At 71.0% G+C, this 17,084-nt stretch carries 9 protein-coding genes and 1 tRNA gene; 1 reads left to right on the top strand and 9 read right to left on the bottom strand.

The window, feature by feature from the left end:
• Nucleotides 1–85 precede the first annotated feature (85 nt).
• From ACLHRZ_RS09025 to ACLHRZ_RS08995, 7 genes are all read right to left on the bottom strand, one after another.
• On the bottom strand, nucleotides 86–610 hold the full coding sequence (locus tag ACLHRZ_RS09025; protein WP_490417778.1) for a CinA family protein: 525 nt from the start codon (nucleotides 608–610) through the stop codon (nucleotides 86–88).
• The gene (gene pgsA, locus ACLHRZ_RS09020) at nucleotides 607–1,233 is read right to left on the bottom strand and encodes a CDP-diacylglycerol--glycerol-3-phosphate 3-phosphatidyltransferase (RefSeq protein WP_490417777.1); all 627 of its coding nucleotides are present in this window, start codon (nucleotides 1,231–1,233) and stop codon (nucleotides 607–609) included. The genes ACLHRZ_RS09025 and pgsA overlap by 4 nt, the downstream gene beginning before the upstream one ends.
• Entirely contained in the window at nucleotides 1,230–2,723 is a 1,494-nt protein-coding gene (gene rimO / locus ACLHRZ_RS09015; protein WP_490417776.1) for a 30S ribosomal protein S12 methylthiotransferase RimO, read from the bottom strand. The genes pgsA and rimO overlap by 4 nt, the downstream gene beginning before the upstream one ends.
• A gap of 116 nt (nucleotides 2,724–2,839) precedes the next feature.
• On the bottom strand, nucleotides 2,840–3,640 hold the full coding sequence (locus tag ACLHRZ_RS09010; protein WP_490417775.1) for a helix-turn-helix domain-containing protein: 801 nt from the start codon (nucleotides 3,638–3,640) through the stop codon (nucleotides 2,840–2,842).
• A gap of 218 nt (nucleotides 3,641–3,858) precedes the next feature.
• Nucleotides 3,859–6,558: a DNA translocase FtsK gene (locus ACLHRZ_RS09005; protein WP_490417774.1), complete on the bottom strand. Its 2,700-nt coding sequence runs from the start codon at nucleotides 6,556–6,558 to the stop codon at nucleotides 3,859–3,861.
• A gap of 138 nt (nucleotides 6,559–6,696) precedes the next feature.
• On the bottom strand, nucleotides 6,697–7,383 hold the full coding sequence (locus ACLHRZ_RS09000) for a response regulator (RefSeq protein WP_490417773.1): 687 nt from the start codon (nucleotides 7,381–7,383) through the stop codon (nucleotides 6,697–6,699).
• Nucleotides 7,384–7,657: 274 nt separating this feature from the next.
• Entirely contained in the window at nucleotides 7,658–13,153 is a 5,496-nt protein-coding gene (locus ACLHRZ_RS08995; RefSeq protein WP_490417772.1) for a HAMP domain-containing protein, read from the bottom strand.
• A 213-nt stretch (nucleotides 13,154–13,366) separates the two neighbouring features.
• On the opposite strand from ACLHRZ_RS08995, the gene ACLHRZ_RS08990 reads away from it, so the two are divergent.
• Nucleotides 13,367–16,039, top strand: coding sequence for a SpoIIE family protein phosphatase (locus ACLHRZ_RS08990; protein ID WP_490417771.1), 2,673 nt, complete (start codon nucleotides 13,367–13,369; stop codon nucleotides 16,037–16,039).
• Nucleotides 16,040–16,098: 59 nt separating this feature from the next.
• Here the strand turns inward: ACLHRZ_RS08990 and ACLHRZ_RS08985 are convergent.
• Together ACLHRZ_RS08985 and ACLHRZ_RS08980 are read right to left on the bottom strand one after the other, a co-directional pair.
• Nucleotides 16,099–16,171, bottom strand: a tRNA-Thr gene (locus tag ACLHRZ_RS08985).
• Between the two features lie 51 nt (nucleotides 16,172–16,222).
• Nucleotides 16,223–16,912, bottom strand: coding sequence for a DegT/DnrJ/EryC1/StrS family aminotransferase (locus ACLHRZ_RS08980; RefSeq protein ID WP_490417770.1), 690 nt, complete (start codon nucleotides 16,910–16,912; stop codon nucleotides 16,223–16,225).
• Nucleotides 16,913–17,084: the final 172 nt, after the last annotated feature.

The following is a 17,084-nucleotide window of genomic DNA, read 5'->3' as shown; positions in this document are numbered from 1 at the left end:
AATCCGGTTCCTTCACGCCCCACCGTACCGCCTCGGGGTGCGGCCGTGCGGGGAGCTATGTCGTGTTCACTCAGGGCTGCAAACATCAATTCCCCCCGTTCTGTTCCGTATCCTTTGCCCCCGCGTTCCCTGTCAGTTCGCGCCACAGCAGCGCGAGGACTTCCCGGACGCTCCCGGCCCGGATCCGGGCACGGTCGCCGTCCAGCGAGAGCTCCCGGACGGCCCCGGAGCCGCCCGGGCCGGCGACGGCCACGAAGACCGTGCCGACGGGCTTGCCGTCCTGCGGCTCGGGCCCGGCGACGCCGGTGGTCGCGACGCCCCAGTCGGCACCCAGCAACGCCCGTACGCCGCAGGCCATCTGACGGGCCACCTCGGCGTCGACGGCACCGCGCTCGGCGAGCAGCGGCCCGGCCACGCCCAGCACCTCGCGCTTGACGTCGGTGGCGTACGCGGTGACGGACCCCCGCACCACCCGCGAGGCCCCGGGCACCGCGGTCAGCCCGGCCGCGACGAGGCCGCCGGTGAGCGACTCGGCCACGGCCAGCGTCTCCCCGCGCGCGGCCAGCTCGGCGAGCACCCCGGGGGCGTGACCGGCGTCCGCTCCGCTCACCGTGCGGCACCCCCGGTCCGCGCCGCACGGCGCAGGGCCACGGCCTGCCGGATGTAGTCGAGCCCGGTCAGCACGGTCAAGACGACGGCGACCGCCATCACCCAGAAGCGCAAGGTGGCCAGCGGCCCTTCGAGCGGCAGGATGTACATCCCCGTGCCCACGCCCTGGGCGAGCGTCTTCAGCTTGCCGCCCCGGCTGGCCGGGATGACTCCGTGCCGGATCACCCAGAACCGCATGAGCGTGATGCCGATCTCGCGGGCGAGGATCACGCCCGTGACCCACCACGGCAGGTCCCCCAGTGCGGAGAGGCAGAGCAGCGCCGCGCCCATGATCGCCTTGTCCGCGATCGGGTCGGCGATCTTGCCGAAGTCCGTGACCAGGTTGTACGTGCGGGCCAGGTGACCGTCGAAGAGGTCGGTGATCATGGCGATGGCGAACGCCGCCCAGGCGAACGAGCGCCAGGCCGGTTCGTAACCGCCGTTGTGGAGCATCAGCACGACGAACCCGGGCACGAGGAGCAGCCGCACCATCGTGAGGATGTTGGCGATGTTCCACAGGCCCGCCGGGCGCCCGGCCGACGCGGGGGCAGGGCCTCCCGCAGTGGGGGCCGGGACTCCGCTCATCTGCCGGCCTCCCCGGTACACCCGCCCGCGGCCAGCGCCAGGGGCTCGGCGACGAGGTCCACGCCCTCGCTCGCGACCACCTTGGCGACGACCAGCGTGCCCGGGGCGAACACCGCATCCCCGGTCAGCCGCACCTGGCCGTCGGTCTCGGGCGCCTGGTGGGCGGCCCGGCCGATGACGCCGTCCTCCTCGTCGACCCGGTCGACGATGACCTCGACGGTGTCGCCGATGCGCTCCTCGGCGCGCTGCGCCGTGAGCTCCTCGGCGAGCCGCGAGATGCGCGCCAGGCGCTCGTCGACGACGTCCTGGTCCAGCTTGTGCTCGTAGGTGGCCGCCTCGGTGCCGTCCTCGTCGGAGTAGCCGAAGACGCCGATGGCGTCCAGGCGGGCCCCGGTCAGGAAGCGCTCCAGCTCGGCGACGTCCTCCTCGGTCTCGCCGGGGAAGCCGACGATGAAATTGGAACGGGCGCCCGCCTGCGGAGCCTTGGAGCGGATCGTGTCGAGCAGCTCCAGGAAGCGGTCGGTGTCGCCGAAGCGGCGCATCGAGCGCAGCACGGCGGGGGCGGAGTGCTGGAAGGAGAGGTCGAAGTAGGGCGCGACCTTCTCCGTGGAGGTCAGCACGTCGATCAGGCCGGGGCGCATCTCGGCGGGCTGGAGGTAGCTGACGCGGATGCGCTCCAGGCCGTCGAGGGCGGCGAGCTCCGGCAGCAGCGTCTCCAGCAGGCGGATGTCGCCGAGGTCCTTGCCGTAGGAGGTGTTGTTCTCGGAGACCAGCATGATCTCCTTCACCCCCTGCTCCGCCAGCCAGCGCGCCTCGCCGAGCACGTCGGAGGGGCGGCGGGAGATGAAGGAGCCGCGGAAGGACGGGATGGCGCAGAAGGAGCAGCGCCGGTCGCAGCCGGAGGCGAGCTTCACCGAGGCGACAGGGCTGGAGCCGAGCCGGCGACGCAGCGGGGCGCGCGGCCCGGAGGCCGGGGCGAGGCCCTCCGGCAGGTCCTCGGGGGCGCTCTCCTCCGGGGCCTGGGCGTGTCCGGGCAGGGCCGGCGCGCTGGCGGCCTGCCGCTCGGCGGGGCTGATCGGCAGCAGTCTGCGCCGGTCGCGCGGGGTGTGGGCGGCGTGGATGCCGCCGGAGAGGATGGTCTGGAGCCGGTCGGAGATGTCGGTGTAGTCGTCGAAGCCGAGCACCGCGTCGGCCTCGGGCAGGGCGTCGGCGAGCTCCTTGCCGTACCGCTCGGCCATGCAGCCGACGGCCACGACGGCCTGGGTACGACCATGATCCTTGAGGTCGTTCGCCTCCAGGAGGGCGTCGACGGAGTCCTTCTTCGCGGCTTCGACGAAGCCACAGGTGTTGACGACGGCCACATCGGCGTCGGCGGCGTCCTCCACGAGGTCCCAGCCATCCGCCGCCAAGCGGCCTGCCAGCTCCTCCGAGTCCACCTCGTTACGGGCGCAGCCAAGTGTGACAAGAGCGACGGTACGGCGTTCGGGCATAGGGCTCAGCCTACTTTGTCCCGGCACCGGGTCCGCTGCCGAGTGGCAGCGAGGCGCGGAGAGCCTGATCACCCGGGGGCTCTCCGCAACCGTGCCGTCATGCGGTTCCTCGCTGGTCAGCCCGCTGCCGGGTCGCCCTTGGTGTAGCTGAGGCTCTGGACCTGGCCGCCGTCGGCGAGGTTCTTGACCTCCTTGCCATTCACGAACAGTCGTGCGACTCCGGCGTTGCCGAGCTTCAGGTCGATCCGCTTGCTGTCGGTGAACGTCTTGGACGCCCCCTGCTGGAGCACGCCCTCGTCCAGCAGCTTGCCGTCGTGGTCCTTGGCCGACATCCACGTCTGCCCGTTCTCGGCGGTCAGCTTGACGGTGACCTTGTTGGCGGGGGCGCCGGCGATGGCACTGTTGGACGCCTCCGGCTTGGGGTCCGTGGCCTTGCCGGGGTTGGACTTGGCACTGGAGGCCGCGGACGGCTTGGCGGAGGGCGGGTCGGCGGAGTTCTGTCCCTTGGCCCCGCCGTTGAACAGCGTGAACCCGACGAAGCCGACCACGGCGACGATCGCGGCGACCATGGCGGCGGTCCAGTTGGGGCGCCGGGGCTCGGGGCGGATGCGCTCGGCCTCGAAGACCGGGGCCGCCGGGGTGGGCGAGGGGCGCCCGCCGTTCTCGGCGGTGTACTGCGCGACGAGCGCGGCCGGGTCCAGACCGACGGCTCGCGCCAGGGTGCGCACGTGGCCGCGCGCGTAGACGTGTCCGCCACAGCGGGTGAAGTCGTCCTGCTCGATCGCATGCACGATCGGGATGCGTACACGGGTGGTCGAACTGACCTCGTCGACGGTCAGTCCTGCACTGATACGGGCCTGCTGGAGGGAACGTCCGACGGAAGGCCGGTCGTCCTCGGAAGAGTTGCCGATGGACACGTGGGCGCCTTTCGAGCGTGCAGCCACCTGCTGGAGATTCAGTCTAGGGGGCATGCGAAAGCGTCGGGCAAGCGGAAAGCCGGACTTTGTAGGCCATCAGAATGCTCGGCCATCAGAAAGCTCTGTGGCACCGACGGTGGCACATCGCCCCACCCCCCTCTCTCAACTACGCAGAGCATCAAGAGAAACGGCTTGGCCCAAGACCCTTCACAACCGGATCACTGCGGGGAGCCGCCACGGATGACGACGAGGACCGCGTCCAGCTCGTCGGGCTTGACCAGGACGTCGCGCGCCTTGGAGCCCTCGCTGGGACCCACGATGTTGCGCGACTCCATCAGGTCCATGAGTCTGCCCGCCTTGGCGAATCCCACACGCAATTTCCGCTGCAGCATCGACGTCGACCCGAACTGGGTGGAGACGACCAGCTCGGCCGCCTGGCACAACAGATCGAGGTCGTCACCGATGTCCTCGTCGATCTCCTTCTTCTTTGCGGACCCGACGGTCACGTCGTCGCGGAAGACCGGCGCCATCTGGTCCTTGCAGTGCTTGACGACGGCCCCGACCTCACCCTCCGTCACAAAGGCGCCCTGCATGCGGATGGGCTTGTTGGCGCCCATGGGCAGGAAGAGGCCGTCGCCCTTGCCGATGAGCTTCTCGGCGCCGGGCTGGTCGAGGATGACCCGGCTGTCGGCGAGCGAGGAGGTCGCGAAGGCGAGCCGGGAGGGCACGTTGGCCTTGATCAGGCCGGTGACGACGTCGACCGACGGCCGCTGGGTGGCCAGCACCAGATGGATGCCGGCAGCCCGGGCGAGCTGGGTGATGCGCACGATCGAGTCCTCGACGTCGCGCGGCGCCACCATCATCAGGTCGGCGAGCTCGTCGACGATGACCAGCAGGTACGGGTACGGCTGCAGCTCCCGTCCGCTGCCCTCGGGCGGGCTGACGCGGCCCTCGCGCACGGCGGCGTTGAAGTCGTCGATGTGCCGGAAGCCGTAGGCCGCGAGGTCGTCGTAGCGCAGGTCCATCTCGCGCACGACCCACTGCAGGGCCTCTGCGGCCCGCTTCGGGTTGGTGATGATCGGCGTGATCAGGTGCGGGATGCCCTCGTAGGCCGTCAGCTCGACGCGCTTGGGGTCGACCAGCACCATCCGGACGTCCTCGGGGGTCGCCCGGACCATGATCGAGGTGATCAGGCAGTTGATGCAGGACGACTTGCCGGAACCGGTGGCGCCGGCCACCAGCATGTGCGGCATCTTCGTCAGGTTGGCCATCACATAGCCGCCCTCGACGTCCTTGCCGAGCGCCACCAGCATCGGGTGCTCGTCGCCCGCGGCGTCGGCCAGCCGCAGCACGTCGCCGAGGTTGACCATCTCGCGGTCGGTGTTCGGGATCTCGATGCCCACCGCGGACTTGCCCGGGATCGGGCTGATGATGCGCACGTCCGGGGAGGCCACGGCATAGGCGATGTTCTTGGTGAGGGCCGTGATGCGCTCGACCTTCACGGCCGGGCCCAGCTCGACCTCGTAGCGCGTGACCGTCGGGCCCCGGGTGAAGCCGGTGACCGCGGCGTCGACCTTGAACTCCGCGAAGACGTTGGTCAGCGAGGCCACTATGGCGTCGTTCGCCGCGCTGCGGGTCTTGCCCGGGCCGCCCCGCTCCAGCAGGTCGAGCGAGGGCAGGGAGTAGGTGATGTCCCCGGCGAGCTGGAGCTGTTCGGCCCGCGCGGGCAGCCCGGACGGCGGCTCGGGGGCCGGCTTCGTGAGGTCGGGCACGGCCCCGGGCCGCTGGTCCCCGGACCGCTTGCCCTTGTCCATGGACACGCCGCGCGTGGCCGGCACCGTCGGCTCCGCACGGCCGCCGTCCTGCGCGATGCCGCTGCTGAGCCCGGCGACGAGCGGCGAGGGCTGCACGCCGTGCAGCACGGCGCCGTCCAGCGAGGCCGCCGCGGCGGCCGCCAGGTCCACGGCGTCCGGCTCGCGGCCCTCGGGCGGCTGCACGGGAGTGCGCCGGGGCTTGCGGCGCTTGCCGAGCGCCTCCTCCTCGGCCCGGTCCAGCTCGGGGCCGGAGCCGTCCGCCGCGGGGGCGGTGCGCCGGGGGCGCCGGGCAGGGGACTCCCGCCAGTCCTCGGCGTACGCCGATTCCGGGACGTACTCGTCGTACTCGCCGGGGTGCGGCTCGATGATCCCGAGCCGTATCCCCGCGTCCCGCAGCCGCCGCGGGATGGCGTTGACCGGGGTGGCCGTGACCACCAGCAGGCCGAAGACCGTGAGCAGCACGAGCAGCGGCACCACGAGGACGTCGCCGACCGTGTACTGCAGGGGCTTGGAGGCCGCCCAGCCGATGAAGCCGCCCGCGTCCTGCATGGCGTGCAGGCCGTCCCCGCGGCCGGGTGCCCCGCAGGCCATGTGGACCTGGCCGAGGACGCCGGCCACCAGAGCGGACAGGCCGATGACGATCCGTCCGTTCGCCTCGGGGCGCTCGGGGTGCCGGAACAGCCGGACGGCCATGAAGGCGAGCAGTATCGGCATCACCACGTCGAGCCGGCCGAAGGCGCCGGTGACGAGCATCTTGACGAGGTCGCCCACGGGCCCGCGGACGTTGGACCAGGTGCCCGCGGCGACGATGAGGGCGAGGGCGAGCAGCAGCAGCGCCAGGCCGTCCTTGCGGTGCGCCGGGTGCAGGCCCTTGGCGCCGCGGCCGACGCCGCGGAACATCGCGCCGACGCCGTTCGCCACGCCGCGCCCGACGCGGCGGGGGGCGGACTTGGGCGCGGTCTTCTTCGCGGGCGCCCTGCGCACGGGGGCACGGCCCGCGGGGCGTGCTGCCGCCTTCTTGGCAGCGCTCCCGGATCGCCCGGCGCGCTGCTTCGAGGTGCCCGCCGTGCTCTGGGAACCCTTGCCGGACGTACGTGAGGCCATGGTGCCGAGGTTACCGTCGTCCGTCGCATGGGACACGTGGGCCCGGGTGTTCACCCGTTCGTGTCGCCGAGGCGTGGTTGAGCCGGTGACGGGACGTCAAGGCGGAGGCGGGTGCGGTGACGCGGGGCCGTCGGCCCGTCAGCTCGGCGAGGGGAGCTGGCCGGCGGCGCTGCCCGCGCCGGGCTCCAGCGCGTCCAGGGCGCGCCGCAGTCCGGTGAGTTTGCGCTCCAGGTGGGCGGCGGTGGCGACCGCCGCCGCGTCGGCGGACTCGTCCAGCTGTTTGGAGAGGGCCTCGGCCTGCTCCTCGACGGCGGCGAGCCGCGCGGAGAGCTCGGCCAGCAGCCCGGCGGGCTCCTGAGCCTCCAGCGCACCGGCCCGGGCGGCCTGGCCGCTCTCCAGCTGCAGGCGCAACAGGGCGGCCTGCTCGCGCAGCTGGCAGTTCTTCATGTACAGCTCGACGAACACCGAGACCTTGGCGCGCAGCACCCAGGGGTCGAACGGCTTCGAGATGTAGTCCACGGCGCCGGCCGCGTAGCCGCGGAAGGTGTGGTGCGGGCCGTGGTTGATGGCGGTGAGGAAGATGATGGGGATGTCCCGGGTCCGCTCACGCCGCTTGATGTGCGCGGCGGTCTCGAACCCGTCCATGCCGGGCATCTGGACGTCCAGCAGAATCACCGCGAAGTCGTCCGTCAGCAGCGCCTTGAGCGCTTCCTCCCCTGACGATGCCCGCACCAGTGTCTGATCGAGCGCCGAGAGGATGGCCTCCAGCGCCAGCAGATTTTCCGGCCGGTCATCGACCAGGAGGATCTTGGCCTTCTGCACCATGCCCCGTCCTCCTCGTCCCGGCTTGGGGTCTTCCCGGCTCGCGGAGCCGGGAGAAGCACCGGGCGCCGCCCCCGGGGACGGCTTCCTTGCGCCGCCCGCCCTTGTGCCGGTCATGGTAGCCGCACCCCGCCTGTCGCCACACCCTGTCACCGCGATGTCACTGTGCACGTAGCAGAAACGTGGCAGGGGACCAGAAGGTTCCCCGAATACCGCGGCCCCACACGTCATCGGCCACAGTCAGTCAGCGAACGCACAAAGTCCTTACGAGCTTCTGTCACTCAGCACGCATCCACTGCTCCATCACCGTCAGCAGATGATCAGTATCGACCGGCTTGGTGACATAGTCGGAAGCCCCGGCGTCGATGCTCTTCTCCCGGTCGCCCTTCATCGCCTTCGCCGTGAGCGCGATGATGGGCAGCCCCGCGAACTGCGGCATCCTGCGGATCGCGGCCGTCGTCGCGTAGCCGTCCATCTCCGGCATCATGATGTCCATCAGCACCACCACCACGTCGTCGTGCTGCTCCAGGACCTCGATCCCCTCGCGGCCGTTCTCCGCGTAGAGCACCGAGAGCCCGTGCTGCTCCAGCACGCTGGTGAGCGCGAAGACGTTGCGGATGTCGTCGTCGACGATCAGCACCTTCTCGCCGTGGAAGCCGCCGCTGAAGCCGTGCGCCGCCTCGCCCGGGCCGTCACTGTGCGCATCCACCGGCCATGGCTCGTGCCCGGCGGCCGGCCGGGCGCTCCTCGCTCCCGGCACCGCCGTCTCCGGCTGGCCGGACGCCGGCAGCGCGGGCCGCAGCCCCGCCGCCGCCTGCGCCGCGCGCCGGCGGCGCAGGAAGAGCCCCGCCGCACCGCCGCGCTCCGGCGACTGCGGACCGGCGCCGTCCCCGGAGGGCATCAGCCCGCCCGGCTCCACGGCCGCGACCGCGCCGCCCGCCTCCGGGTGGTAGCCCTGGGGCGGCAGCTCGCCGGGGTTGAGCGGCAGGTAGAGCGTGAAGGTGGAACCGCGGCCGGGCTCGCTGGCCGCGTGGATCTCACCGCCGAGCAGCCGGGCGATCTCCCGGCTGATCGACAGACCCAGGCCCGTACCGCCGTACTTGCGGCTCGTCGTGCCGTCCGCCTGCTTGAACGCCTCGAAGATGACCCGCATCTTGCTCTGCGCGATGCCGATGCCGGTGTCCGTGACGGAGAAGGCGATCATGTCGGCGTCGGCGTCCCGCAGCGAGCCGGCCTCCAGCAGCTGTTCCCGGATGCTGTCCGGCACGTCCACCCCGGCGGGCCTGATGACCAGTTCGACCGCGCCCGAGTCCGTGAACTTCACCGCGTTCGACAGCAGGTTGCGCAGCACCTGCAGCAGCCGCTGCTCGTCGGTGTGCAGCGTGGCCGGCAGCTCCGGCGAGACGCGCACGGAGAAGTCCAGGCCCTTCTCCGCGGTCAGCGGGCGGAAGGTGGCCTCCACGTAGTCGACGAGCTGGACGAGCGCGATGCGCGTCGGACTGACGTCCATCTTGCCCGCCTCGACCTTCGACAGGTCCAGGATGTCGTTGATCAGCTGCAGGAGGTCCGAGCCCGCGCCGTGGATGGTCTCGGCGAACTCGACCTGCTTCGGGGAGAGATTGCCCTCCGCGTTGTCGGCGAGCAGTTTGGCCAGGATCAGCAGCGAGTTGAGCGGGGTGCGCAGCTCGTGCGACATGTTGGCCAGGAACTCGGACTTGTAGCGCATCGAGACCGCGAGCTGCTCGGCACGCTCCTCGAGCACCTGCCGGGCCTCCTCGATCTCGGTGTTCTTCACCTCGATGTCGCGGTTCTGCCGCGCCAGCCGCTCGGACTTCTCCTCCAGCTCGGCGTTGGAGATCTCCAGGGCCTTCTGCCGGTTCTCCAACTCCGCCGACCGCTCGCGCAGTTGCTCGGTGAGCTCCTGCGACTGCTTGAGCAGCACCTCGGTCTTGGTGTTGACGCTGATGGTGTTGACGCTGGTTCCGATCATCTCGGCGATCTGGCTGAGGAAGTCCTTCTGGATCTGCGCGAACGGCTGGAAGGACGCCAGCTCGATCACGCCCAGGACCTGGCCCTCGAACAGCACCGGCAGCACGATGACATGGGCCGGCGGCGCCTCGCCCAGACCGGAGGCGATCTTCAGGTAGCCCGGCGGCACGTTCTCCACCAGGATGGTCCGCTTCTCCTTGGCGGCGGTGCCGATCAGCGACTCGCCCGGCCGGAAGGAGGTGGGCATCGCGCCCATCGAGTAGCCGTACGAGCCGAGCATCCGCAGCTCGTAGGCGTCCTCGCCGCTGCCGCCCTCCTGCGGGTCCGTCGCCATCGCCAGGAAGAACGCGCCGTGCTGCGCGGAGACCACCGGGGTCAGCTCGCTCATGATGAGCCCGGCGATGTCCTCCAGGTCGCGGCGGCCCTGCATCAGACCGGAGATGCGGGCCAGGTTGCCCTTGAGCCAGTCCTGTTCCTTGTTGGCGAGCGTGGTCTCGCGGAGGTTGGCGATCATCGTGTTGATGTTGTCCTGGAGTTCCAGGATCTCGCCCGCCGCGTCCACGTCGATCCGCAGGTTGAGGTCGCCGCGGGTCACGGCCGTGGCGACCTCGGCGATGGCCCGCACCTGACGGGTCAGGTTGCCGGCCATCTCGTTCACCGACTCCGTCAGGTCGCGCCAGGTGCCGTCCACGTCCCGCACCCGGGCCTGACCGCCCAGCTGCCCCTCGGTGCCCACCTCCCGCGCCACCCGGGTGACCTGGTCGGCGAACGAGGACAGCTGGTCGACCATCGTGTTGATGGTCGTCTTCAACTGGAGGATCTCGCCGCGCGCATCGATGTCGATCTTCTTGGTCAGGTCGCCCTGCGCGATGGCCGTCGTCACCATCGCGATGTTGCGCACCTGCCCGGTGAGGTTGGACGCCATCGAGTTCACCGACTCGGTGAGGTCCTTCCACGTGCCGCTCACGCCCGGCACCCGCGCCTGGCCGCCGAGGATGCCGTCGGTGCCCACCTCGCGGGCCACCCGGGTCACCTCGTCCGCGAAGGACGACAGCGTCGTGACCATGATGTTGACCGTGTCCGCGAGCTGCGCGACCTCGCCGCGCGCCTCCACGCCGACCTTCTTGGTCAGGTCGCCGTTGGCGACCGCGGTGGCCACCTGCGCGATCCCGCGGACCTGACTGGTCAGGTTGTTGGCCATCAGGTTGACGTTGTCGCTGAGGTCCTTCCAGATGCCGGTGACGTCCCGCACCCGCGCCTGCCCGCCCAACTGGCCCTCGGTGCCCACCTCGCGGGCCACCCGGGTCACCTGCTCGGCGAAGTCCGACAGCTGGTCCACCATGGTGTTCACGGTGGTGACGAGTTCGAGGATCTCGCCCTTGGCGTCGACCGTGATCTTCTTCGACAGATCGCCCTTGGCCACCGCCGTGGTCACCTCGGCGATGTTGCGCACCTGGGACGTCAGGTTGTTGGCCATGAAGTTCACGGACTGGGTGAGGTCTTTCCAGGTGCCCGACACCCCCTGCACCTCGGCCTGGCCGCCCAGGATGCCCTCCGTGCCGACCTCACGCGCCACCCGCGTGACCTGCTCGGCGAACGAGGAGAGCTGGTCCACCATCGTGTTGAGGGTGTTCTTCAGCTCAAGGATCTCGCCACGCGCGTCCACGTCGATCTTCTGCGACAGATCACCGCGCGCCACCGCCGTGGCGACCTGGGCGATGTTACGGACCTGGGCGGTCAGGTTCCCGGCCATGCCGTTGACGGAGTCCGTCAGATCGCGCCACACGCCCGCCACACCCGGCACCTGCGCCTGACCGCCGAGCCGGCCGTCCGTACCCACCTCGCGGGCGACGCGGGTCACCTGCTCCGCGAAGGCCGAGAGCTGGTCGACCATCGTGTTGATGGTGTTCTTCAACTCCAGGATCTCGCCACGCGCATCCACGTCGATCTTCTGCGACAGATCACCGCGCGCCACAGCCGTGGTCACCTGGGCGATCTGCCGCACCTGCGATGTCAGGTTGCCCGCCATGAAGTTGACGGAGTCCGTCAGCTCCTTCCACGTGCCGCTGACGCCGTCCACCCGGGCCTGACCGCCGAGCCGGCCCTCCGTGCCCACGTCCCGCGCCATCCGCGTGACCTGGTCGGCGAAGGACGACAGCTGGTCCACCATGGTGTTCACGGTGTTCTTCAGCTGCAGCATCTCGCCGGAGACGTCGACCGTGACCTTCTGCGACAGGTCGCCGTTCGCGACCGCCGTCGTCACCTGCGCGATGTTGCGGACCTGGCCGGTGAGGTTGCGGAAGGCCGTGTTCACCGAGTCGGTGAGGTCCTTCCACGTGCCCGCCGCACCCGGCACGGCCGCCTGGCCGCCCAGCTCGCCCTCGACACCGATCTCCCGTGCCACACGGGTCACTTCACCGCTGAAGGACTGCAGCTGGTCCACCATCGAATTGACGGTGTTCTTCAACTCCAGCATCTCGCCGGAGACATCGACCGTGACCTTCTGCCCCAGGTCGCCGTTCGCGACCGCCGTCGTGACCTGGGCGATGTCCCGCACCTGGCCCGTGAGGTTGCGGAAGGCCGTGTTCACCGAATCGGTGAGGTCCTTCCAGATCCCCGCCGCACCCGGCACCTGCGCCTGCCCGCCCAGCAGGCCCTCGGCACCGACCTCGCTGGCCACCCGGGTCACCTCGTCGGCGAACGTGCGCAGCGTCTCGGTCATCTGGTTGATGGTCTCGGCCAGTTGCGCCACCTCGCCGCGCGCGCTGACCGTGACCTTCTGCGACAGGTCGCCGTTCGCGACGGCCGTCGTCACCTGCGCGATGCCGCGCACCTGGGCCGTCAGGTTCCCGGCCATCAGATTGACCGAGTCCGTCAGGTCCTTCCAGACACCTGCCACCCCGGGCACCTGCGCCTGGCCGCCCAGCTCGCCCTCGGTGCCCACCTCGCGCGCCACCCGCGTGACCTCGGAGGCGAAGGAGGAGAGCTGGTCCACCATCGTGTTGACGGTGTTCTTCAACTCCAGCATCTCCCCGGCCACATGCACCGTGACCTTCCGGGAGAGGTCGCCCTTGGCGACCGCCGTCGTCACCAGCGCGATATCACGCACCTGGGCGGTGAGCCGGGACGCCATCGTGTTGACGGAGTCCGTCAAGTCCTTCCAGGAGCCGGACATACCGCGCACCCGCGCCTGCCCGCCCAGCTTCCCCTCGGTGCCCACCTCGCTGGCCACCCGCGTCACCTCGTCGGTGAACGCCGACAGCTGGTCGACCAGGCCGTTGACCGTGCGCCCGACCTTGAGGAACTCGCCGCGCAGCGGATGCGCGGAACCGTCCGCTCCCTGCGAGCGCAGGTCCATCCGCTGCTCCAGATCGCCCTCGGCGACCGCCGAGAGCACCCGGCCCACCTCGGACACCGGCCGCACCAGATCGTCGACCAGGGCGTTCGACGCGTCGATGGCGGCCGCCCAGGCCCCCTCGCACGCGCCGACCTCCAGCCGCTCGGTGAGCTTGCCCTCCCGGCCGACCACCCGGCGCACCCGCGCCAGCTCGCCCGTGAGCTGCAGATTACGGTCCGCGACCTCGTTGAACACCGCCGCGATCTCGGACATCGCACCGTCGCCGGACACCGTCAGACGCTTGCGGAAGTTTCCGTCCCGCATGGCCTCCAGCGCCGACAGCAGCCGGTTCAGGGCCGCGGTGTCCACCTCCGTCGTCCCATTGGATCGGGACCGTCCGCCCTTCGCGCGCGTGCTCACGCCCCGCGCCGCTGCGCCAGACTCCACCGTGTCCCTCCCGCTGGGTCGATCATCCTCGTCGGGCTTCCGCTTCGAGCTTTCCCAGTGTTTCACTCCAGCCCAACCAGGTCATAACCTCCGGCAGCATCGCACACAGTCCACCCGATACCCCCAAGGTGGAATCACTGTGCACCGGCCTCCGCCCGGGGCGCGGGGGTAAGTAACCTGGCATCCGGCCAGGGCAATGGAGGGGCGCTGCACATGCGTGAGCAGATCGCCGAGACGCATACGAGGAGACCTGTGATCACCGCGCGGGCAGCCGCCACCTTCGAGCCGGTCGGACGCTCGGTCGCCGCCGCCCGGACCTTCGTCCGGGACACCCTCCAGGGCTGGGGCTTCCCGGACATCATCGACGACGCCGTCGTCCTGACCAGCGAACTCGTCACCAACGCCGTCGTCCACGCCGGCACCGCCGCCGAAGTCCTGTGCACCCGTGCCGACGGCGGCGTGTGCGTCGAGGTCGCCGACCGCTACCCCGAGCGCGAGCTGCCCCTGCAGAGCCCGGCCGGCCGGCTCGGCGGCGTCGACCGCGAGGGCGGCCGCGGCCTGCTGCTCTGCGCCGCACTGGCCTCCCGCTGGGGTGTCGAATACACGTCCACGCGCAAGAAGGTCTGGTTTCGCCTCGACCTGCCGGACCGCCCCGCGGGCACCCGCTCCGCCGGCCCCGCCCTGCCCGCCGCGGCCCTGCCGCTGGCCGACGCCCGGGTCCGCGTCGCCGTCATCCAGATCGACCGCACCGGCTGCATCACCTCCTGGAACGACGACGCCCACGAACTCTTCGGCTTCACCGCCGACCAGATCACCGGCAAGCCCCTCACCGACCTCGCCGCCTGGCCGCACACCCCCGGCACCTCCACCGGCATCGCCGAGGCCCTGCGACTGTCCCGCTGGGAGGGCTCCTACGGGATCCGCGGCGCCGACGGCCGCGTCGTCCCCGTCTACGCCTCGCACCTGCGCGTCCGCGACGCCGAGGGCGCACCCTCCACCGTCTGCCTGCTCGTGCGCGACGAGGAGCGCGCCGTCCTGCAGAGCCCGCAGCGCGCCCCCGCGGCCGACGCCGCCACCGCCGAGCGGGGCACCGCCACGGACCCCTTCGAGGTCTTCATCGGCTCCCCCGCCCCCGACGACCTGGACGGTCTCCTCCAGCGCACCGTCGAGCGCGCCCGCGACATGCTCGACGGCGACTCCGCCTATCTCCTGCTCGCCACGGACGACGAGACCGAGCTGGAGGTCCGCGCCTCCACCGGCCTGCCCTCCGCCCGCCAGCGGTTCGCCCGCGTCCCCGTCGAGGCCGGCACCGGCCGCTACGGCTCGGCCCGGATGCCCGCCGTCCACGACGACCTCAGCGCCGTCCCCGGCGCCGTCCCCCTGCTGGCCAACACCGGCATGCGCTCGGTCGTCACCGTCCCGCTCAAGGTGGAGGGCCGCCTGACGGGCTCGCTGGGCGTCGCCGCCGAATCCCCGCGGCGCTACGGCAACGAGGAGGCCCTGCGGCTGCAGTTCGCCGCCGACCGCATCGCCCTCGCCGTCGAGTCCGCCCGCCTCGGCGAGCTGGAGCGGCTGCGCCGCGGCTCGCTCTCCTTCCTCGTCGAGGCCTCCGACCTGCTCGCCGGCACCCTCGACCGGGACCAGACCCTGGCCCTCATGGCCCAGATGACGGTCCCCACCCTGGCCACCTGGTGCGCGGTCTACACGATCGCCGACCAGAGCTCCGACCCCGAACTCTCCTACGTCCTGCACGAGGACGAGGACCGCATCGACGGCCTCAAGAACCTGCTCTCCAAGGTCCCGCCGCCGGACCCCGTCAACACCCCCGGCGCCCGCGTCTGGTCGGCCCCCTCCGAGGCCGCCCACTCCGCGGCCCTGCGCTCCTCGCTGCGCAGCCTCGGCCTCGCCGACGCCACGGGCCACATCCCCGGCCCGGGCACCTCGCTCGCCACGGCGGCCGCGGTCGGCGGCGAGACCGTCGTCCTGCCGCTGGTCGCCCGCAACCGCGTCATCGGCATGCTCACCCTCGGCAAGCCCAGCGACGACCACTTCCGCCAGGAGATCCTCGAACTCGCCGAGGACCTCTCCCGCCGGGCCGCCCTCGCCCTGGACAACGCCCGCCTCTACTCCGAGCGCACCGCCATCAGCCAGAGCCTCCAGCGCAGCCTCCTCCCGCCCGAGCTCCCGCACGTCCCCGGGGTCGAGGTCGAGGTCATCTACCGCGCCGCGGGCGAGGGCAACGAGGTCGGCGGCGACTTCTACGACCTGTTCCCCATCCGCGACGGCGCCTACGGCTTCGCCATCGGCGACGTCTGCGGTACGGGCCCGGAGGCCGCGGCCGTGACGGGCCTCGCCCGGCACGCCCTGCGCCTGCTGGCCCGCGAGGGCTTCGGCGGCCCGGCCGTCCTGGAGCGGCTCAACGCGGCGATCCTCGACGAGGGCGCCCGCAGCCGCTTCCTCACCCTCCTCTACGGCGAGCTGTGGCCCCAGCACGACGGCAGCGCCGTGCTGAAGGTCGTCTGCGCCGGCCACCCGCTGCCGCTGCGCCTGCGCCAGGACGGCACCGTGGAGGCCGCCGCCGAACCCCAGCCGCTGCTGGGCGTCATGGAGGACCTGGAGCTCTACGAGCAGACGGTCACCCTGGAGCCGGGCGACGTGCTCCTGTGCGTCACGGACGGCGTCACCGAACGCCGCGAGGGCACCCGCATGCTGGGCGACGACGGCCTGACGGACGTCCTGACGACCTGCACGGGCCTGACGGCGGGTGCGGTCGCGGCACGCGTGCTCAGGGCGGTCGAACGGTTCGCCGCGGAGCCCGCCTCCGACGACATGGCCATCCTCGCCATGCGGGTGCCGGAGCGTCAGCGCCTGCGCCAGGACGACTGATCCGCACGATCCGCATACGAAGAAGGCCCCCGCCGAATGGCGGGGGCCTTCTTCTTCAGAGCCCCAAAACGGAATCGAACCGTTGACCTTCTCCTTACCATGGAGACGCTCTGCCGACTGAGCTATTGGGGCCGGCAACGAGATAAAGCATACCCCACGGTCGGACGGCCTTTTGACCACCGACTACGCAGCCGCGGGCAGCAGTCCGCCGAGCGCATTGCACGCCGACACCACGCGCTGGAGTTCGCGCCGCGACATCTCCTCCCCCACGGGCAGAGTGAGACAGACATCGGCAGCCCGCTCGGTCTCGGCAAGCCACAACTCCCGCCGGAACGCAGGCATTCGGTGCACCGGAGTCTGTACGGGCACGTGGCACCGAACGCCGCGTGAGCGAAGCGCCCGTGCGAAGGCGTCCCGGTCCGGGCGGCCGTTGCCGGGTACGCGCACCACATAGGAGTGATAACGGTGGCGAACTCCCGGAGCCACGGGCGGAGTCAGCAGCCCGGTGAGACGCGTGTCGAGGTAGGCCGCATTGGCCTGCCGGCGGGGATCCGGGGGGCCGGGCTCGGGGTCACCGGACTCATGATGCTCGACGACGAGCAACTTCCGCTGACCCCCAAGGTGTTGAAGGGCCGGCAGATCCGCGGGATGCCCGAAGAGGGACACGGCCACGACGGCCGCGGTGCGCGAGGTCACGACGGCCTCGACCGCGACCGGGTCGAGGCAGAAGGTGCCGGGATCGATGTCCGCGAAAACCGGCACGGCACCCACGCGCCGAACGGCCTCTGCCGCACCGGGAGTTGCGTACGAGGGCACCACGACCTCGGCCCCGGAGCCCACACCTGCCGCCGTCAGGATCTCCTCTGTCCCCATACCTGCGGATAGTGACGGCGCAACGTGAACACGACATGACGCTCCGCACGGCATCACGGAAACAAAAAAGCTCCGGCGTCTGAACCGAAGTTCAAACACCAGAGCTTTTTTGAATAATAGTTCGGCGGCGTCCTACTCTCCCACACGGTCCCCCATGCAGTACCATCGGCGC

This window comes from Streptomyces sp. AM25 (assembly GCF_058146165.1).
Note: the sequence above shows the minus strand (reverse complement) of the source record. Positions and strands in the feature narration are given on the sequence as shown.